The 21,300-nt window shown below is 37.0% G+C and carries 17 protein-coding genes; 3 read left to right on the top strand and 14 right to left on the bottom strand.

The window, feature by feature from the left end; all coding sequences use genetic code 11:
* Positions 1-51 precede the first annotated feature (51 nt).
* The 3 genes from SAY88_RS10970 to SAY88_RS10980 all read right to left on the bottom strand — a co-directional run bounded on the left by SAY88_RS10970 (position 52) and on the right by SAY88_RS10980 (position 2,781).
* Entirely contained in the window at positions 52-1,134 is a 1,083-nt protein-coding gene (locus tag SAY88_RS10970) for an acyltransferase family protein (RefSeq protein ID WP_332631787.1), read from the bottom strand.
* A gap of 400 nt (positions 1,135-1,534) precedes the next feature.
* Entirely contained in the window at positions 1,535-1,786 is a 252-nt protein-coding gene (locus SAY88_RS10975) for a biotin/lipoyl attachment domain-containing protein (protein WP_332631788.1), read from the bottom strand.
* 77 nt (positions 1,787-1,863) lie between these two features.
* Positions 1,864-2,781 carry a proline dehydrogenase gene (locus SAY88_RS10980; protein WP_332631789.1) on the bottom strand — a complete coding sequence of 306 codons (918 nt, stop codon included), beginning with the start codon at positions 2,779-2,781 and terminating at the stop codon, positions 1,864-1,866.
* A gap of 499 nt (positions 2,782-3,280) precedes the next feature.
* Here SAY88_RS10980 and putP point away from each other — a divergent pair, with 499 nt between their 5' ends.
* Positions 3,281-4,807, top strand: a complete 1,527-nt coding sequence (gene putP / locus SAY88_RS10985) for a sodium/proline symporter PutP (RefSeq protein ID WP_332631790.1) — start codon at positions 3,281-3,283, stop codon at positions 4,805-4,807.
* 208 nt (positions 4,808-5,015) lie between these two features.
* Entirely contained in the window at positions 5,016-5,096 is an 81-nt protein-coding gene (locus tag SAY88_RS25960) for an IS3 family transposase (protein WP_431308861.1), read from the top strand.
* Positions 5,097-5,145: 49 nt separating this feature from the next.
* Here SAY88_RS25960 and pruA read toward each other — a convergent pair whose 3' ends face one another.
* The 5 genes from pruA to SAY88_RS11010 all read right to left on the bottom strand — a co-directional run bounded on the left by pruA (position 5,146) and on the right by SAY88_RS11010 (position 12,968).
* Entirely contained in the window at positions 5,146-6,777 is a 1,632-nt protein-coding gene (gene pruA, locus SAY88_RS10990; protein ID WP_332631791.1) for an L-glutamate gamma-semialdehyde dehydrogenase, read from the bottom strand.
* A gap of 393 nt (positions 6,778-7,170) precedes the next feature.
* Positions 7,171-8,739, bottom strand: a complete 1,569-nt coding sequence (locus SAY88_RS10995; protein WP_332631793.1) for a sigma-54 interaction domain-containing protein — start codon at positions 8,737-8,739, stop codon at positions 7,171-7,173.
* 418 nt (positions 8,740-9,157) lie between these two features.
* Positions 9,158-9,367, bottom strand: a complete 210-nt coding sequence (locus SAY88_RS11000) for a glycine betaine ABC transporter substrate-binding protein (RefSeq protein WP_332631906.1) — start codon at positions 9,365-9,367, stop codon at positions 9,158-9,160.
* Positions 9,368-9,471: 104 nt separating this feature from the next.
* Positions 9,472-9,720 carry a hypothetical protein gene (locus SAY88_RS11005; RefSeq protein ID WP_332631794.1) on the bottom strand — a complete coding sequence of 83 codons (249 nt, stop codon included), beginning with the start codon at positions 9,718-9,720 and terminating at the stop codon, positions 9,472-9,474.
* Between the two features lie 176 nt (positions 9,721-9,896).
* A complete protein-coding gene (locus tag SAY88_RS11010; RefSeq protein ID WP_332631796.1) occupies positions 9,897-12,968 on the bottom strand; it encodes an efflux RND transporter permease subunit in 3,072 nt (1,023 codons plus the stop codon).
* Between the two features lie 388 nt (positions 12,969-13,356).
* Here SAY88_RS11010 and guaC point away from each other — a divergent pair, with 388 nt between their 5' ends.
* The gene (gene guaC / locus SAY88_RS11015) at positions 13,357-14,340 is read left to right on the top strand and encodes a GMP reductase (protein WP_332631798.1); all 984 of its coding nucleotides are present in this window, start codon (positions 13,357-13,359) and stop codon (positions 14,338-14,340) included.
* 32 nt (positions 14,341-14,372) lie between these two features.
* On the opposite strand, the gene SAY88_RS11020 is transcribed toward guaC, so the two are convergent.
* The 6 genes from SAY88_RS11020 to SAY88_RS11045 form a co-directional block, all read right to left on the bottom strand.
* Complete coding sequence (locus tag SAY88_RS11020) at positions 14,373-15,008, bottom strand: YesL family protein (protein ID WP_332631799.1); 636 nt, start codon at positions 15,006-15,008, stop codon at positions 14,373-14,375.
* A 4-nt stretch (positions 15,009-15,012) separates the two neighbouring features.
* Positions 15,013-16,461, bottom strand: coding sequence for a glycoside hydrolase family 32 protein (locus tag SAY88_RS11025; RefSeq protein WP_332631800.1), 1,449 nt, complete (start codon positions 16,459-16,461; stop codon positions 15,013-15,015).
* Between the two features lie 66 nt (positions 16,462-16,527).
* A complete protein-coding gene (locus SAY88_RS11030; RefSeq protein ID WP_332631801.1) occupies positions 16,528-17,379 on the bottom strand; it encodes a carbohydrate ABC transporter permease in 852 nt (283 codons plus the stop codon).
* A 17-nt stretch (positions 17,380-17,396) separates the two neighbouring features.
* On the bottom strand, positions 17,397-18,347 hold the full coding sequence (locus SAY88_RS11035) for a carbohydrate ABC transporter permease (protein WP_332631803.1): 951 nt from the start codon (positions 18,345-18,347) through the stop codon (positions 17,397-17,399).
* A gap of 91 nt (positions 18,348-18,438) precedes the next feature.
* On the bottom strand, positions 18,439-19,749 hold the full coding sequence (locus SAY88_RS11040; RefSeq protein ID WP_332631805.1) for a sugar ABC transporter substrate-binding protein: 1,311 nt from the start codon (positions 19,747-19,749) through the stop codon (positions 18,439-18,441).
* A gap of 279 nt (positions 19,750-20,028) precedes the next feature.
* On the bottom strand, positions 20,029-21,279 hold the full coding sequence (locus SAY88_RS11045) for an ABC transporter substrate-binding protein (RefSeq protein ID WP_332631806.1): 1,251 nt from the start codon (positions 21,277-21,279) through the stop codon (positions 20,029-20,031).
* Between the last annotated feature and the right edge of the window lie 21 nt (positions 21,280-21,300).

Consider the following 21,300-nt stretch of genomic DNA (forward strand, 5'->3'; position numbering starts at 1 on the left):
CGAAAAATCTCACGAGCGACAGGCATGAACATGTAAATCAATTACTATAATTTATGCAGCATTTGACATTTTTGTTTCTTTGAAGACCTTTTTTCTTACTGAAGTTTTTCCCACCACAAACTCCCCGAAAGGCAATTTCGAGATGATGTAGATTAGATATATTGGAATCACTATACCAGCAACAAATTGAATCATTAAATAATTGAATTCTGTTGTTTCTGCTAATGGAAATCTCCTGCTTATAACTGTTTGAACAAATGGATGAAGCAAATAGATTCCAAACGAATACCCACTAAATGAAACTACCCACGACGGAATTTGTTTCACTTTTGATATGAATAAGACTAAGAGAAAAAACAACAAAACCGTATATGGAATCAGATCAAATCGAGCCGACGTCACTCGCATCAAAACTCCTGTATGATATATATATTGAACAAGTCCTAGTGAAGCAATTACACCAAAAGCAATAAGCTTCCAATTTTCATTCACCATTTCAATAAAACGTTCATAGTTTCGTCCACAATAATAGGCAACCACATAATAGAAAAACCACCCTACAAACAAAACTCGTGAAAAGAATAAAGTTAAATAACTCGAATGGTTGACATAATCTATAAAATAATAATATAAACTTACCCAATACCCCACACTAACAAAAAAACTTACCGTCAACACAAGTGCTGGTTTAAACCTATTTATATATTTTACAAAAAGCAAATGTATGAAATAAAATTGAAAAATGATTAAAATAAAATACCCATGCCATTGCCCAATAAAGTTATAACCGACCTCTCTAGCAAAGTCATTGAATGCCCAGTTAAATCGATAATATTTATCACCAGCATAAAACGCCGCCATAACAAGATATGGGATGAGAATATACTTGATTCTCTTTATCAAAAAACCTTTCGGAACGTTATCTTTATAAGCATGCGTCATAACCATGGTCGATATCAATACAAACATCGGTGTCCCATACATTAAGATCATTTGAAGTGTACGGTAAACAACCCGCTCATCCCCAGTCACAGAAAAATCTGCGAGAACTTTGCTCACAGCGTGAATGAGGACAACACTTAAACAAGCAATGATCCGTAGCCAATACACTTCGTTCATCTGTTTTGCGCTCACATCATTCACGCTCCTTTGCAAATTAATGAACTCTACCTATTTTCTTTGATTTCTACCTTTTTCTCAATTTTAAAAAACATCCTGATATGTAAAATAATAGATAAATGATCTAAGTTATGTTCAAAAAAAACATTGAAGTGAAGCCCTCCTGCACATGCAAAGAGCTTCACTTCAGGTTAAAGATCACTTTCGAAAAAGAGAACCACATTATATGTCGTACGTTCAGCTGATGTGCTTGCTTCATTTTTTACGTCTTGAAAAAGCATCAAGATAATTAGTTAACTAATTCTTCAATACGAGGATTAGAAGAATACTGGAATGGACAGCTTTAAAAAAGTGTCCATTACTCGGTTTCATTTCATTCTGTCTATGTGAATTCATTCTTTAACCTTAGTAATTATTAATCACAACCACTAGGAAAATCATCTTCTTTTAGTATAGCTAGAGTCATATCGTGTATGACTTTATCACCCGGTTTCACATTCAAAGAAGAAATGTTCCCACCTACCCCTATTTCTATTTTTCTCAATACACCCTCGTTCGTCTTAAGTAAAAATAAAGGCTCCCATTCATGTACATAGGCCCCTTCATTTACATATATCTCATCAATCGTTCCATTACAAACACTAACAACTGTACGGTAAGTATTCACAAGTAACTTCCTCCTTCTTAAATCCATCCTCGAAAGATTACTAGAAATTCCTCTCTACTCAACAATTTTTTGACTTTTTATTTTGAAAATAAACCTCTTAATGCGAATGCTACATTTTGAGGACGTTCGGCCATACGTCTCATAAAATATCCAAACCAATCCTGTCCAAACGGTACATAGACACGCATCGTGTAGCCTTTTTTCACTAACTCTAATTGTAAATCTGTCCGAAACCCGTAAAGCATCTGAAATTCGAATTGAGTGTTTTTGATTTCGTTCTCTTTCGTAAAGTCTATCACTTTTTCAATTATATGATGATCGTGTGTTGCTATAGCGGTATAACTTCCACTTAGTAAATGGTCTTTAATAATATTAAAGTAATTTTCATCGATTTTCGCTTTATCTTGAAAGGCTACTTCTGGTGATTCTTTATATGCGCCTTTTACTAACCTTAATGAAATACCTTTTAAGTCTCTAATATCTTCTTCAGCTCTAATTAGATAAGCTTGAATAACCGTTCCAACATTGTCATAATCTTTCCTTAACTCTTTTAAAATATCTAAAGTCTGCTGGCAATGTGAGTGGTCCTCCATATCAATCCTTACAAAGTTGTTATACTGTTTGGCCGTTCCGACAATTCGCCTCATATTTTCCAAACAAAACTCTTCACTTATATCTAAACCAAGCTGTGTCATTTTAAGCGATAGATTGCAGTCAACACCTGTAGATGCCATGGCATCTAGTGTCTTTAGACAGTATTCTGTTGCTGCTGTGGCTTCTTCCTTACTGTCTACAAACTCGCCCAAATGGTCAAGTGTACACGTTAATCCTTGTTTATTTAATTCTTTCACTTTTGCTATTGCACTTTCGATATTTTTCCCCGCCACTACTTGAGATGCCCCTACTTTTAATCCCCACCTTTTTGCAGCAACATTCAGTGCTTTATTTTGTGAAAGAAACATAAAGAAAAGTTTCATTGGTTGTTGTAAAATCATTTTGATCCCTCCAGTATTCGATTACAATTTTTGCTTGCTACCTTCCCTTATGCAAAACCCATGCCAATTAATTCAACAGGATTATTCAGGAATTTCGTTAAATTACCACCATCTATCCACACACATCTGTTTAATACCTGTCTAATTTATACATATGTGTAAACGCTGTCATTACACTTTACCTAAGAACCTTGTAAATGACTTTGAAAAAACGATAGAAGGTGAGAACTAGTTGTTCTCACCTTCTATCGTTTTTTCAACCATCTAAACAGATTAGGCATTCTATAGTTAAACATGATAAAACACCAATTATTAGTTTTGGCATAGTTATTGCATATAAAAAGTAAAGTCATTAAATAATGGTTTTCAAAGGAAAGGAGTGAGTACCAATGGATTATAGTCTTTCATCTGTGACATGGCTTTGGGTCTGTATTCCTTTTATCGGAATTATCGGTCTATCTATTTTAACCTTAATTTTTGAAAAGGAGTGAGGAACTGAATGAATACAGCCACTATTATTACATTTACTGTATATTTAATAGGAATGTTAGGTATTGGTTTATGGACTTACAAGAGAACAAATACCATTTCCGATTATTTCTTAGGAGGAAGAAGTTTAAATAGTTGGGTAGCAGCCATGAGTGCACAAGCTTCTGATATGAGTGGTTGGTTACTTTTAGGTCTTCCTGGTGTTATTTATGTATCAGGGTTAAATGGAATGTGGATCGCAATAGGATTAGCGGTAGGTACATATCTCAATTGGCAGTTCGTAGCTAAACGATTACGCAAATACACCGAGGTTGTAAATTCAATTACCATACCAGATTATTTTGAAAACAGATTTAAAGATTCTACAAAGATGTTACGTATCATTTCTGCTGTGACAATTATAGTCTTCTTTTTATTCTACGCATCCTCAGGGATGGTTGCAGGAGCTGTCTTGTTTGAGCAAGCATTTGGTATTGACTATAACATGGCATTATTTATAGGAGCTATCGTCATTGTATCCTATACCTTTCTCGGTGGGTTCCTTGCAGTTAGTTTAACAGATTTCGTTCAAGGAATTTTAATGTTATGTGCTTTATTATTTGTACCAGCGCTAATTATTGTTTCACTCGGAGGTCTGCCAGGACTATGGAATAATGTCGGACAAGTTAATGTTGACCTGCTCGATATTATGAAATCAGTTGGCATTGAAGAGAGCTCATGGATAACAAACGCTACTTCCTTTAGTATAATTGGAACCGTTTCATTACTTGCATGGGGAGTTGGATACTTCGGACAACCTCATATTTTGACTCGTTTCATGAGTATTAGAAGCGCTGCTGAAATTCCAAAAGCAAGGCTTATTGCTGTAGTATGGGTTGTTCTTTCCCTTGTTGGCGCAGGATTAGTAGGAATCGTCGCAATCACACAATTTGATGTGCCAATAGATAATCCTGAAAGCGTATTCATACTTCTCGTCCAAAATTTGTTTAATCCTTGGATAGCCGGTATCTTACTCGCTGCAATTTTAGCAGCTATTATGAGTACGATTGACTCACAATTGTTAGTTTCCTCAAGTGCCGTTGCTGAAGATTTTTACAAGCAGATTTTTAGAAAGAATGCTAGTGAAAAAGAGCTTGTTTGGGTCAGTCGTGGGTCTGTCATTTTTATTTCTATTGTTGCTGTTATATTAGCTAAAAGCGGAGGAAATGTATTAGAGCTTGTCTCTTATGCTTGGGCAGGTTTTGGAGCAGCATTTGGTCCTGTTATTATCCTCTCTCTTTTCTGGAGACGAATGACAAAAAATGGAGCTCTTGCCGGTATGTTAACTGGTGCTTTAACGATTATACTATGGGGAAATATTGAAATATTAAATAACATTGGCTTATATGAACTTGTTCCCGGGTTCATCCTAGCATGGATTGCTATTGTCATTGTTAGTCTTATTGATAAAGCCCCGTCTTTTGAAATTAAAGAGGAATTTAACCGGGCAGTTAATCAGCCTGGTGAGCAGCAACATGAACATAATAAATCTGTATAATGCTTTCTATGCAAGATAAATTGGTAAACTGCTCGTGATATTCCTCACAGTGAACTTCTCTCCTTAAGGTAGACAGGTTGTCTTACTTTAGGGGGAGTTTTTTTCTTTCCAATAAATTTATACTAGTCTGTTTAAGTGTGAAGTGCTGGAAATCATCAAAAGGGAGATATAAGACATTTGAGGACCTGTCAGATGCGATAGAGGAGATATCCATTTTTATAATAATGATAGATATCAACAACGAATAAACGGCCTCAGCCCTATGGAATATAGAGCTAAGGCCGCCTAAGTTATTTTATTATTTCCCCAGGCTACTTCCGGCGACAGTTCATTTTAATTTATTCTGCATCCATAAATGGATATGCAATTTCTGTAGTTGGAGCAAAGTTTTCTTTGATAATACGCGGACTCGTCCAACGAATCATGTTAAATACAGAACCTGCTTTATCGTTTGTACCAGAACCTCGAGACCCGCCAAATGGTTGTTGATTAATCACCGCACCAGTTGGTTTATCATTAATATAGAAGTTTCCAGCTGCACCAGATAAGCGTCGTTCTAAGTGCATAATTGCTTGACGATCTTGTGCAAAGATCGCGCCTGTTAATGCATACATAGACGCTGTATCTACTGCAGTCAATGTTTCTTCTAATTTATCATTTTCATATACATAAATCGTTAATACTGGTCCAAAAATTTCTTCTACCATTGTTTTGAAGTTTGGATTTGTTGTCACAATGATTGTCGGTTGAACGAAATATCCTTCAGAATCATCATAAGTACCACCAGCAATAATCTCTGCTTCTTCAGAATCTGCAGCATAGTCGATGTAGCTTGTGATTGAATCAAAAGCTGCTTTATCAATTACCGCACCCATGAAGTTTGTAAAGTCTCGGATATCTCCTACTTTAAGCTTAGCAGTTTCTTCCACTAAACCACCTTTCACTTCCTCCCACATGTTTGCAGGGATGTAAGCACGAGAAGCTGCTGAACATTTTTGACCTTGGTATTCAAACGCACCACGAACAAGGCCAGCTACTACTTTGTCTGCTTGTGCAGTTTCGTGAGCAAATACAAAGTCTTTTCCACCAGTTTCCCCAACCAAACGAGGATATGATTTATAATTTGTAATGTTTTCGCCTACAGTTTTCCAAATTGTTTGGAACGTACTAGTTGATCCTGTAAAATGGAATCCAGACATACGAGGGTCTGTTAATACTACTTCCGATACTAGTGAACCACTGGAAGGTACGAAGTTAATTACGCCTTTTGGCAATCCCGCTTCTTCTAATATACGCATAAAGTAGTAGTTTGATAATAAAGCAGTTGTTGCTGGTTTCCAAACGACTACGTTCCCCATCATTGCAGGAGCTGATGGTAAGTTTCCGCCAATTGCTGTGAAGTTAAATGGAGAAATTGCCAATACAAAACCATCTAATGGGCGGTATTCTAAACGGTTCCATATATTCTTCACACTTTCTGGTTGAATTTGATAAATTTGATTAGCATAATCAACGCCAAAACGTAAGAAATCTGCTAATTCTTGTGCAGCATCAATTTCAGTTTGAAAAGCTGTTTTGGATTGTCCTAACATCGTAGCAGCATTCATTACGTCACGGTATGGTCCAGAGATTAAATCAGCAGCTTTTAAGAAAATGGATGCACGGTGTTCCCATGGCATATTTGCCCATGATTCTTTTGCAGCCATTGCCGCTTCTACAGCATCTCGCAACTCTTTTTCTCCAGCTTGTGAAAAGTTTGCCAAAACATGTTGATGATCATGCGGCATAACCACTTGCTTCACTGTATCTGTTTTTATATTTTCTCCATTGATAATCACAGGGATATCGACTACGATCTCAGATTGGCGTTTCAATTCTGTCTTTAATGTTTCCCTTTCTTTTGTACCTGGAGCATATGTATTGCCAGGCTCGTTTTTAGGTGTTGGGATTTTGAAAATTCCGTTACTCATTCATTTCACATTCCTTCCTGAGTGGTTTATCTTGTATACACCTATAAACAATGCAATATCTGTGCCAAAAGGTAAAAAAAGAGTTTAATTTCTCTAAAGTGGCTTTTCAAGCACATTATTCACTCAAAATCACCGGGGAAATCTATACAGTTCATATACATAAGTGTAAACGTTTTACACTTGTGTATAAAAGATTAAGAGATCGGGTTCCTCCGTTTGCCCCATTCAAAGAGGTCGTGACGATATGTACTGACAGAGCCTTACGTTTAATCCCTTCACCACTATCCTATATATTTATGGCAGTGTTATAGGATCTGAATAGAAACAACCTTGCTTGCTTACAAGAAGCTTGGTACATACAAAAAAAGTGAGACCCAGCGGTTCTCACTTTCCTTACTGTAATTCATACTTCTTAAGTTTGTTATATAAAGTGGCACGTGAAATCCCCAATAACTTCGCTGCAGCAGCTTTATTTCCATATGTTTTTTGTAATGCGTATTGAATCTCTTCTTCACCTTGCCCGTTTATTTTCTCTGTGTTCTCAAATTGCCTCTGTAAAGTAGGAGGTTTATTTTCCTTCATGAAATTTTTAGGTAGATGATGGGGTTTAATCACCTCATTGTCGTTAGCCAAGATAATAACACGTTCGATAATATTACGAAGTTGCCGTATATTTCCCTGCCATGGGTGTTGTAGAAAACTATACATTACTTCAGGGCTAACTTCAGGAATCGGCATAGCGTATTTGAGAGAGAATTCAGTCAAGAATAATTGAATCAATTCAGGAACATCTTCAATCCGATCGCGTAATGGTGGTATAGATATTGAAATAACATTTAAACGGTAATACAAATCCTCCCGAAAACTTCCTTCATCAATCATCTTCTCTAAATCTCGATTTGTAGCAGCGATGATCCGGACATCCGTTGGAATTGCTTCATTTCCACTAACACGGTAATAATGCTTTTCTTGTAATACACGTAATAGTTTAACTTGTAATTCAAGTGGCATTTCACCAACTTCATCAAGGAAGATCGTACCTCCTTTTGCGGCATCAAATTTTCCTTTCTTCCCTCCTTTAATCGCCCCGGTAAACGCCCCTTGTTCGTACCCAAAAAGTTCACTTTCAAATAAAGCATTGGGGATGGCACCACAGTTAATAGCTACAAAGGGCTTATTAGATCGATTTCCAGCTTTATGTATACCTTCAGCAAACAACTCTTTTCCAACTCCACTTTCCCCAGTAATTAACACAGCGGCATCTGTTTTAGCCACTTTATTAGCTAGATTAATAGCATCTTTTAAAACAGGACTTCTGCCTTTAATTTTGTTAAATGGCGAAAGGTTCTGTTGGTTTTGAGTCGCACTTTCTAGATTATGCAAATATTCAGTTGTTGAAGACAATTTATCATTGAGTTTAACCATCTCAGTAATATCTCTTTCTATTGATATTCCCCCTACGACTTCTTCATCAACATAGACAGGAGATGTAGTAATAAGTACGTGGACATTAGGGTGTGGCTGGTTGTATTTACCCATAACACCTTGTCGTTCTTTCATCGTCGACATTAGCACAATAGCCTCTTTTTCGAAGTAATTTGTAATAGACTGGCCATACACCTCGTTTAAGGATATCCCGTACATTGCTTCAGAAATAGGATTCAAGTGCACGATATCTCCATTAGAATCAACAGTTGTAACAGCAGACTCAACCGAGTTAAGAAACGTTTCATAATAGGCTTTTGTTAACTTCCATTGTTTCCAAACTTCTTTCATTAATATTGAATAGGGAATCCATCCACAAAAGTCACCATTTTCCCCTTTTAAAGCAATATCTCTACCTTCATCGTTAATATCAATTTCTGATAAGAGAGTCGTATGGCTATATACATCCATTTTTTCACAATCTAAATCGTATTTCCATTGTTGCGCTAGTGCTTTAAGAGTCATATGACTTTGCAAATTGAAGACCTCCTTGATAAAACAAAAGATTTTGTATAAGGTAACTTACATATAATATACCTAAACTCATTAAAATTGTTTACAAGTCTTTAAACATATAATTCTACTTCCTTAATCAAGTCTCTCGGTTTGTACCACTCCATTTGAAGCTTCACAGAACTGATTGCCCCAATATTACAGGTGATCTAATTTGATCAATGCTGAATAGTAATAATCAAAATCTGTTGGTTTTAGACATTCCTTGTTTTTTCAATTCTCTTGCTTTACTATGCTATTGGTTTCTTTACTTTCTTCACCTAGTGATTGTAATCCTACCTCCGCCGCTTAATTTTTTTAAAATTACAAATTCATATGATTGAGGAACAAAGCATACATCCTTATAAGAACATATGCTTTTAGGTATTAATTTAAAAATATTTTATAACAGGTCTTTCTCTCTCAAAAACTCTTTCACAACCTTTGCTACATCAATATGCAGGACATCTACCTGATAATTTAATTGAATAATATCTTCATGTGTGATCTTTGAGGCAAGTTCTTCTAACAGCAATGGGACACTTGGATGTTTATCTATAAGGTCCTTTCGAACAACAGGTGAAGCATGGTATGGCGGAAGCTCCTTGATCATCTTCAAGAACCATTAAATCATTCCACTGAAACTTTTTAATATATCAGATAGAAATTCTGTACTAAGTTCACCTACTAAGACTCCATGGAACTGTTGATTTTCACTCAGCAAAGAAATGGCGACTGAGACTGCTTCTTTGCCACGATAATTAAATTCGAAACAGCATAGTTATGACTCCACATTATAATGATATCTCTTTCAACCATCCTTTCCGGATATCCAATTATTAATTGATAAATAAGGAACGTAGGAATGATAAAAGTAAGAGCAAAAATGATGACGTATTTTTTAGTGATACTATTGTAAATAGATTCAGTTGCATTATTATAAAGCGCTTTCAATCTTGTCTTCATCTAGTGCCCCCGCTTATATAAGGAAATACACAATCAAAAAGTTAAATTTATCATATTACTAAAATAGCATATATTCAATACTAGCTTTTTCTCAAGTTCTTCCTCTAAGTCCAATATCTAGGAAATTTAATAAGGAATAGCCAGTAATCTCTTGGCTATTCCTCTAAATTCTAAAATCAATCAGAAATATCTGTTTTAGTATTTGTCTCTACCAATTCCTCTTTCGTTCCTTTCCTACCTCTATGAAAAATCCTTCTAACACCAACTGCCACATCATCAAATAACATATAAACAGCTGGAATCAGCAATAACGTGATCAAAGTAGCAAACAATAGTCCAGTAATAACCACCGTTGCAAGCGGTGCTTGATAATTACTTGCAACCCCTGTAGAAACAGCCAATGGAAACATTCCGGCAACCGTCGTTAATGTTGTTAAGAAAATTGGGCGAATTCGATTCTTCCCTGCTTCTATAACCGCTTCATGAACAGACTTATCTTCAAAACGCAATTGCTTCGTTCGGTCAATAAGAAGAATAGCATTGTTTAGAACAATTCCGATTAACATGATTACCCCCATGGCTGACATGATGCTTAACTCTCTTTGCGTAATAAACAGCCCAAGAATGACACCAGTTATTGTCATAGGAATGATCGTCATGACAATGATTGGGTGAACGAGATGATTAAATTGAACAGCCATGACAACATATACTAAGAAAATAGCAATTCCTAAAATAAGAAGTATCTCTTGAATGGCTTCCTGCTGCGCCTCTAAATCCCCACTAATGGAAATCGTGTAACCCTCTGCGGTTTCAAACTGCTGTATAAGCGCTTGAACATCACGATTAATGGAACCTAAATCACGCCCAGAGATATCTGCTAAAACTTTTACAACACGCTCCCCATCTTTTCGATCAATTTGCGTCGGAGCCATAATCGTCTCTAACTCCATATAGTCAGATAAAGGCTTCTGACCTTGTAGGGTGTTTATTTCAAGAGCCAGTAAATCTGACTTTTTCACGATTGTATTATCTGTTTCAACATAAATAGGGGATGCATCAGAATTAGATAGGTGACCAATTGGTTGTTTGGCTTGATTAGCATGGATCTCATGAAAAAGTTGCATAGCTGTTACGCCGTCTTCTTTCATTTGATCTTCGTTTAAAACAATGAGCTGCTCTTCAACTTGCTTATCCAATGTTCGTTTCGCTCCAACAATTCCATCGATTTGATTAATCTCGGCTTTTACATCTTCAGCTAGTTCTGATAATTTGTCTATGTTTTCCCCTGTAATCTCTATTTGTACTGGGAATCCACCGCCTCCTTCATCTAACGCGGAGTTCACACTTAGAATCGGATGAGACTCTTCTAACTGCCTTAGTTCGTTAAAAATTTTCTCATTGATTTCTTTTTGTTCAACGGTCACGTCATCACCTGTTGTCATATTAATTAAAACGTAGAGATATTCGACGTGATCTAAGACAAAATTCTCTTTTACATCCGTAATGGTTTCCAGCCTATTGTTCATTTCGCTAACAATTTCCTCTTTTTCAGCTGGGGTTACCCCATTTTCAAGAGTAACCATGATCTCAGAATAACGGTTAAATACATCAGGCATGATCGTCATTGGTATCTTTGTTGTTAAAAAAAGGGAACCGATAAACATGGCCACAAACAAACTTATGACTCCATATCGTCTTCGTTTCTTTTCCGTCATCCAAGAAAGAATCGATCCATACGCACGAATTGTTCGGTTTTCCCTTTTTTTATTTTGTTTGGTACGAACTTTTAAAAAGGTTTCCGATAACGAAGGAATCAGAGTAAAAGAAACAATGACTGAACTTACTAACGTAACAATAACAACGACAGATAAGATCATCATAAACTTACCGGTCTCTCCACCTAGCAGCCCAATAGGTAAAAAGACTACAACTGTCGTAAGCATCGAAGCTAATACTGCGGTCGCTACTTCTTTGATTCCTTTCAGGACAGCCTCCCTATTACCTAACCCTTGTTCTTTCTTTCTATAGATAGATTCCATAATGACAATGGAAGCATCGACCATCATCCCAATTCCTAATCCTAACGCAATTAATGAGATGATATTAAAGCTATATCCAAGAATCCACATACTTGAAAAGGTTAGTAAAATCGAAGCGGGTATAGAAATTCCAATGATGAATGTCGCTCTTATGTTCCTTAGAAATAAGATGAGTGTTAGGATAGAGAGTAATCCACCAAGCAAAATATTATAAGTTACCCCATCAATGGCATCTTCTATATAGTCGGCTTGTGACACAATGTACTCAAAGTCGAAACCACTTACTAGACCTTCTTCTTTAATTTTTTCGACTTCACTTCGTACCGCTTCTGCCATTTCAATTTGTGTCACATTCGATACACGTCCAACTTGTGTAAAGATAAAATCTTTGCTGCCATCCTTCCAAACTGCTGAACTTACATCACTTCTTACTAGTGAAACGTCTGCTATTTCAGATAAATTCTTTACGCCATCGGCCGTATGAATCAACAAATTTTCAATGTGCTCAATCTCTTCATAAGTCGTGTCCCACCTTATGGTTGGCTCATTCTCTTCTTCCGTAAATGTTCCTAATGAAGTAATGAGATTAGACTGTTGAATCATTGGAATGACTTGGTTTACATCTATATTCAGTTCTTCCATTGTATCTTGATTAAATTGTATGGAAACTTCGTAGTTTTCTAGCCCATCAAACCTTACCTCACGAACTTCTGACAATTCCTCCAGCCGTGGCTTCACTACATTTTTTGCGAATTCCGTCATTTCTTCCATCGATCCATTTGAAATTGACATAAAGAAATCAAATGGCTGTTCCGTGGAAAACTGAAATGTTTCTAGTTGGTTGATAGCTGGCACCTGTGATTGGAGTGATAACATTTGAGCTTCTATATCCTTAAAAACTTCATCACCTCTACCCTCTTCTATATATACCGTTATGGCACTTTGCCCTATATAGGAAGAAGATTCATACGACTCAACACCGTCTATGCTGCTTACTATTTGTTCTATAGGGTGGGTGACTTGTTGTTCAACATCCATTGTTGCAAGTTCTCCTGCATCCACTTGAATCAAAGCCATATCAAAGGAAATCGGAGGAAACAGTTCTTGATCTAATTTTGTTACTGAGAATAAACCAATGAAAAATATAAAGACGACCATGAGCCCAACCACAATTTTTCTGTCCAAAAGGAATTTAATAAAGGACATAGCTTTCACTCCTCATCTATTAACATACCTTTTTATTATAAGACCCTTTCTCAGAAAATATATTACTTTTTTCATAATTAAAGGACTTTTTAGAAATAATTTACAAAACGCATAGGACTATAGTTAACTACAATGAAAAAAAGACAGGATGACCTGTCTTTGTATAAAGAAAATCAATATTATTTTTATAAAATTTCCTGTTTACGATGAAGAGGATAAGGTCGAATTACCAAATCCTAATTTACTCCTGAATGAAAGCCTTTTCTATTTAATAAGCCCTATTTTCATTAATTCATTGACATCGAAACCAAACTATTGTAAAGTACCTAAGGGTCGAACATTTCCGTTTGACACAAACCACAATATTCGTATTTAGAGGTGGATACCTATGGAAAATGTATTTGATTACGAAGATATTCAATTAATCCCAGCAAAATGTATTGTTAATAGCCGTTCAGAATGTGATACAACAACAACATTAGGTGGACGTTCTTTCAAATTACCTGTTGTACCTGCAAATATGCAAACAATTATAGATGAGAAGATCGCTCTTTACTTAGCTGAAAATGGTTACTTCTACGTGATGCACCGTTTTGAGCCAGAAAAGCGCCTTGATTTTATAAAAGATATGCATGCACGTGGTCTATTTGCTTCTATTAGTGTCGGAGTCAAGGACGAAGAATATAGCTTTGTTCAACAACTTGCAGATGAAAAGCTTACACCAGAATACATTACGATCGATATCGCACATGGTCATTCCAATGCAGTAATCGAAATGATTCAACATATTAAGAAACTTTTACCTGAAAGCTTTGTCATTGCAGGTAATGTTGGAACACCAGAAGCAGTAAGAGAGTTGGAAAATGCCGGTGCAGATGCAACAAAAGTTGGAATTGGACCAGGAAAAGTATGTATTACGAAGATTAAAACTGGTTTTGGTACGGGAGGCTGGCAATTAGCAGCTCTTCGCTGGTGTGCAAAGGCAGCAAGTAAGCCAATTATTGCAGACGGCGGAATCCGCACTCATGGCGACATCGCTAAATCCGTTCGCTTCGGTGCAACGATGGTGATGATCGGTTCCCTATTTGCTGGACATGAAGAATCACCAGGAGAAACAATCGAAAAAGATGGAAAGCTTTATAAAGAATACTTTGGTTCAGCTTCTGAGTTCCAAAAAGGTGAGAAGAAGAATGTAGAAGGAAAAAAAATCGTTGTTGAGCATAAAGGGGCTCTACAAGATACATTGACTGAAATGGAGCAAGACCTACAATCTTCTATCTCTTATGCAGGTGGAACGAAATTAGACTCAATCCGCCACGTAGACTATGTTATTGTTAAAAACTCTATTTTTAATGGTGACAAAACGTACTAAGTATTAGAAATATACTAAAGAAACACTGTTTATTAAAAACAGTGTTTCTTTACGTGTGCTTTAGTCATGTTATGCGATTCAACCTTTTGAAACGTCTTATGACAAAAGCGATAGTTAATCATGGCTGTTAAAGCACCTATGAAGATGATCGTTACCGGAAATAATGAGACAACAAAAATAGCTGATACCGTAATGACTACTACCGAAAATGAAACGGACAAATCATAAAAAGACAGTGCAAATGCTCGTTTTATCATTGGTTTTATTTTCAGGTTATTTTCATTAAGCATAACTGGGACTAGATAAACACTTGTAAAAAGGTATAACAAAATGACAAAACTAGTTATAACAATAAGTGCCATTCGAACGAACCCGTTTGGGATATTGAAAAAGACAGTCAAATCGAATAATAACAACGCACCAATCATGAGCCACGGAACACCGATTAATAGACTTTGTCTCAACTTCATTCGGAAAATTTGTAAAAAAGGCTTTAAGACTCGCTCTTCTTTCTCAAGGTGCCACTTTTTCACAACACCAACCATTGCCACCGTAGCGGGTACAATGGTAACGATTGGAATAGAAAACAAAATCCAAAGCAGATTTAAAATAACTATATTGGTTAGCTTATTTAATGTCTTTGCTGTCTTTCCATCCCATACATTCATTTCATTACAACTCTCTTTCTTTTTCCCAGATTCCTTTTAAATTGGTTACTTTAACATTTTCAAATACTACTTCTCCATTTGTAGCAAACAATTCCATTTCTACATCTTCTTGTGATGGGAAAATGAGCTCCGTCATCACACTTTCTCCATCATTCAAAAATACTTCTAGCGAAGAGGTATCTAGGTAAAATTGGACCTTTTTTACTTCTTTTTCGAATGGAGCGATGTCTTTACTTGGGAACTCCCTTGAGAAGTCAACCTCTCCACTTTGTGTTCTATCAATAAACCACTGACCTTCCTTCAAATGAAAAGCAATGGTGGTTTGAGACTCTCCGTGTCGAACATGAATCCCCCAAGAATCAGTTTGGGCCTCTTTCACTTCTATATCCATTTCTAATAGAGGGCCAACACCTGATAACTTTAATGGTTTTTCTTTATGGATGATTACATCATGTTCTTCTATCGTTTCGCGGGTTCTTAATTGTTCTATATCTTTAACAGGCGTTTGAACTAAATTGTACACACTGTCCGTTTTCGTTAATGTGAGGACACGTGGAATTGACATCGCACTTCTCCACGGATGTGTCGGGACTTCATTAGCGTATTGCCAGTTGCTCATCCAACCAATCCAGATCCGTTCTCTCGTTGGTGTATCAAGCCATGAGACCGCAGCATAAAAGTCCCGACCATAATCTACCCAACGCGTCGTTTCAGGACTTTCATCAGAATGAAAAGTTTCCCCATCAAATTCTCCAACAAAATATTGCATCCCAGAACCCCCATTTGGAGCACCTGGATTAATGCTTACAATTAAAACCCACTTCTTTTCTTCGCTTCCTTTAACGGGTACTTCAATTAGGTCTTGACATTCCCAAACTCCTCCGTGTGCACCATACCCTTCTCCAAATGAGGACATATGCTCCCATTCTAGTAAATTTGAAGATCCATAAAAACGGATATGATCCCCACAAGCTAGTGACATGATCCATTTCTTTGCATCTTTGTGCCAAAACACCTTTGGATCACGGATATCCTTTAACCCTGGATTAGCAATCACTGGATTATTTTGGTACTTCATCCATGTCCGTCCCCTATCATGAGAGTAAGCAATACTCTGCTTTTGGTTCCCCTCCTCATGTTGTGTAAAAATCGCAACCATAACATCCTCATCACCGTCTTTTAAGCCACTCGTATTGCCATAGTCAACAACCGCACACCCGGAAAATATCGTCCCAAGCTCATCAGGAAACAAAGCAATTGGCAAGTGATCCCAATGAATCAAATCTTTACTGACTGCATGACCCCAATGCATGGGCCCCCACTTTGTGCCATCTGGATGATACTGATAGAATAAATGATATTCTCCTTCAAAATAAACTAAGCCATTCGGATCATTCATCCAATTTTCCTTCGGCGAAAAATGAAATTGCGGTCTATAACGTTCGTTGTACATGTCAGATATCTCTCCTTTTTCTAAAAAAGGCGGTAAACCACGTTCCTACCGCCTTTAAAGTAACTTTTATCCTTTTACTCCACTCGATGTAATCCCTTGAACATAATAGCGTTGGAAAAATAAGAAGATTAGAATGACAGGGATCGTTGTTAATGATAGGGCAGCCATGATTTCTCCGTACTGTATGTTGTTATCCGTAAATAGATACTGAATCCCTACTTGCACCGTTCTCTTGGATGCACCGGTTGTCACAATTAATGGCCACATAAAATCGCTCCAATGAGTAACAAAGGTTAATATCGCTGATGTTGCAAATACCGGCTTTGCATTTGGAACGATAATGCGCCAGAATGTCGTCCATGGAGATGCCCCATCTATATGGGCAGCTTCTTCTAATTCCTTTGGTATATTTAAAAAGAATTGACGGAACAAAAAGATGTTAAAACAGTTAGCGATAAATGGGACATACAATGCTGGATATTCATTTACCCACCCAAACGCATTTACAATTAAATAAAGTGGAATCAATACACTTTCAAATGGAACAATATATAGAGCGATAATGATCATAAGGATTAGCCCGGCCCCAGGGAATTTCAACTTAACAAGAGCATAGGCACAAAGAGAGTTTACAATTAGACCTAATATGACAATCATTCCAACTGTATATAAGCTATTCCACATATACAAAAAGAAGTTGGTGCCCGTTTCTTTGTTAAATAAAATATTATAGTAATTTTCAAAAGTAAGACTTTCTGGAATAAAAGCTTCAAGACCCATTTGCGTGAATATTTTCGTTTCTGGCTTCAAAGACGAGATAATCATCCATAAAAGAGGCGCTATGAAAAGTAACCCGACAACAATGATGGTTAGATTAACACCCACTTTTGCCAGACGTTTTTTTGTTTTGTAGTTCATCCCATTCCCTCCCCTCTCTACTCTTTCACAAGGATCTTTTTCATAATTAATGAAACACTTAAAACGATTATAAAGAACACAACTGATATGGCCGAAGAGTAGCCAACATCTCGGAACTGAAACCCTTCCTCATACAACATATAGACGAGCGTTTTTGTCGACCCACTTGGACCTCCATTTGTCATTACAAATGGTTGCACAAATAACCGGAACGCTTGAATCGTCGTAATAATTAGTACAAAGGCCGTCACATGTTTCAGTGCTGGCAGTGTTACATTTAAAAATTTTCTCCATGCATTTGCCCCATCAATTTCGGCGGCTTCATATAATTCTTCGGGGACTTCTTTTAGACCTGCTAAGAATATAATCATTTGAAACCCTGCAGCCTGCCAAATTGACATAAAGATAATAGAATTCATGGCTTGATTTGGACTTAGTAGAAAAGGCTGATTAGGGATTCCAAATAAATTTAAAACACTATTAATTAGTCCATTTTCAACGTTATATAAAAACGTCCAAAGGATCGCAACAACGACCATGGAAGTGACAACTGGACTAAAGAAGAACACCCGACCTAGAGAAGCTAGTTTTACTTTTTTATTAACCAGCAACGCTAGCCCAAGGGCAACTAATGATTGTAGCGGCACAACGACAGCTGTAAAATACATGGTATTTTTTAATGCGTTAAGAAAGTTCCCATCCGTTAATAGTCTCTGATAATTATCAAGTCCGATAAATGTTTTTTCACCTGGGCGTAACATCGCATAGTCCATAAAACTATAAATAAATGCGAGAATGACCGGGAGAATCAAAAACGTAAAAAGCAATACGAGTGCCGGTAATGAAAAGAGGATTCCAAGAACTTTCTTCTGTCTTTTATACGTCATTCGATTCGGATTATTTCTTTTTACCATTTTGATTGGGTTTGGACTTTGTGGTTCAAATCGTTCTTTTTTTGCAGCCTCCATCAAGTCACACCACCTTTTCTTTTACTAAAACTTTAAAATCACTCTATTATGTTCCAAGGGAGGTGCCCCCCCTTGGAATATAAACATCGGGTTATCTACTTTGTCTTTCGATGTCTCTTTCGACTTCACTTGCCACTCGATCAAGCTCTTCTTTAACATCTGCACCAAGGAATATATTTTGTACAGCTTCTCCGTATCGTGCAGATAATACCGGGTAAGACGTTGTACGAGGTCTTGGGTGTGATGTTTCAATAACTTGATCCTTCAGCACACGAAGAGGCAATTCATTCCACTCTGTCATGTTGTCAAATGCAGACTTTCGTGCAGCTGGCTTTCCAGATGCTAGTGCAAGCTTTAATCCATTCTCTTCATTTGTTAAGAAGTTTAACAGGAGAGCTGCTTCCTCTTGATGCTCAGTGTTTGTTGACATTCCCCACGTCCAGTCACCCGATGGAGATACTTGTTCGCCTTTTGGACTTCTTGGGTAGTATGTGATTCCCCACTCCGTATCTGGGTATTCTTTTAAGTTTTCCCATTGCCAAGATCCCATTAGCATCATAGCTGCATTGCCATCCTCGAATTCTGTTGGTGTAGGCTGAAGATTGACAAGTCCTTCCTCCGCAAACTTTTGTAAGAATTCAAGTGCTTCAATTGTTTCAGGGCTGTTCATGATTCCTTCCGTTGTTGAGCCATCTTCTGCGATAAATCCTCCACTGTTACTCCAAACAGTCGGTCCTGAGAAATAAATGATCCATTCACCGTAATCAAGTGTCCAGTTCACACCGTAAATTCCGTTTTCTCTGTCTGTTAGTGTCTTAGCTGCTTCGTAAAATTCATCCCAAGTCCATGCATCCTCTAAACTTGTAGGAGGTGTAATCCCTGCTTCTTCTAGCATTTCAACGTTATAAAAAAGCGCAACCGTAGATTCTGTTGGTCCTATAGCATAAAGCTCATCGCCAAATGTTCCTTGAACAATTACTGAGTCAACAAAGTCATCAATATTATCTACTAAACCATCAATTGGTTGGATGATTCCTGAGTCTGCATAATTAGCAACGTTAGGTCCATCTAATGATAGTAGATCAGGTAATGAACTACTTGATGCAGCAGCGGAGACTTGGTCTTCGTAAGCATATTGGTTTCCTCGTGGGATAAACTCATAACTTACCTCAATCTCTCCTTTGTGCATCTCGTTAAACTCCTCAAATATTTCACTATAAGCTGCTGTCATCTCTCTACTTGATTCAGGATGCCAAACGGTGAGATTAACTACATCTCCGCTACTTCCCGACTGATTGTTATTACTTGCCTCATTACTTACAACATCATCATTTGAAGAACATCCTGTAGCAATACCTGCTGCCATTACAATTGAAAGGAATCCCAATCCCCAACGTTTCATTTCATTTCCCCCTATAATCTTTAATGTTTTCGCTTTCATAACTTGCCACGTGACCTATTCACTAGATTCCTCGGCTACACCTCCGTTTTTGTTCGACTTCTATAAGCTCATTGTATAATTAATAAAGCGCTTTCAAAATGAGGTATATCTTTGATTTTTGTTGAAATTCTTTTTATTAGTACTTTTAAAAAAGACTTTCAACAAAAAAATCCTCCACTTATAATGGAAGATTTTTTCGTTCACCTTTTATGTTGTTTAAGGGAAAGACTCGTTTTAACCCTATTGTTGTTGTCTATAATTCTGAAACATTATTTCTAAATTCTCTAGAAAAGAATCAATATCACGTTCTAAAAAAAATTGCTGTGAAATTCTTCTAAACTCTGCTTCAGCAGCTGTACCTCCAGCCCAATGATGGTTCGGCCAATTTACTGTCTTCCCCATAGTAACATGCTCGGCTAGACGGTTTACTTCTGGCTTGTTCATATTCACTCCTTTTACAGCACTAATATTCCCTTCATAATCGGAGAATTTTTGCGCATTTTCTTTTGTGAGAAGAAACTCTAAAAAAAGCTTTGCTTCATCAGGGTAGTTCGTATCGGCCGAAATCGCAAACCCTCCATCAACCCCCCCTAAAACGTTATTACTTTCCACATCATTTGTAACAGGAAAAGGAAATATCCCATAGGTTAATTGAGGATCTAACTTTTCTATTCGAGGAAGCATCCACACCCCATCAATAAACATAGCTGCCTCGCCTTCAATAAATGCATGAATAACCGCATCAGAATCATAACTAAATGAGTTGTCTTGAACGTAATCTAGTACTTGTAGCATTTTTTCTGAAGCTTCTATCCATCTCGGGTCGTTTGTAATCGTCACTTCACCTTGATTCAATTTATTCCAATAATCACTATCAAACTCGTTAGCTATTAAGTTTAAATTAAAAACACTTATGCTCTCAAGTTCTTTATTGCCTATTAATATCGGCTGTTTCCCTGCCATTTCTAGTTTCTCTAGTGTGAGCAGAAATTCATCCCATGTCTGCGGAATATCAAGCTGTAATTCCTCAAATATATGGGTATTATAAATGACTCCAACCGCATTTTGTGATAAGGCTACTCCATACATTTTCTCATTAATTAAATACCTATTTTGAATCTCAGGATCAACTTGTTGAATGAAATTTTCATTCGTAAGATCTAACAAATATCCTTTTTCCGCACGTACAACATAATCTTGCTCTATTGGATAAGTGATAAAAATATCAGGTACGTTGCCGCGTGCAATCCTTGTTTTTAAAACAGCCATGCCGTCGGGAACGTTTACTTGTTCAATTTCAATATTAGGATGAAGCATTTCAAACTGGTCAATCATCTCATTGAAAAATTCAACAGCTTCTGGTTTTGGTTGGAAGAATTCAATCCGTTTTTTCTCCGTTTCATGCTGAACTTCTCCTCCTGTAGTGGAACAAGCGCTCAAAAATAAACTCGCAATTACAAGCGAACGACCAATAATGTTATTTGTTTTCATTTTGAGCCTCCCTTTTAAAAG

The sequence above is a fragment of the Halalkalibacter flavus genome, assembly GCF_036663575.1.
GTDB lineage: Bacteria > Bacillota > Bacilli > Bacillales > Bacillaceae_D > Halalkalibacter > Halalkalibacter flavus.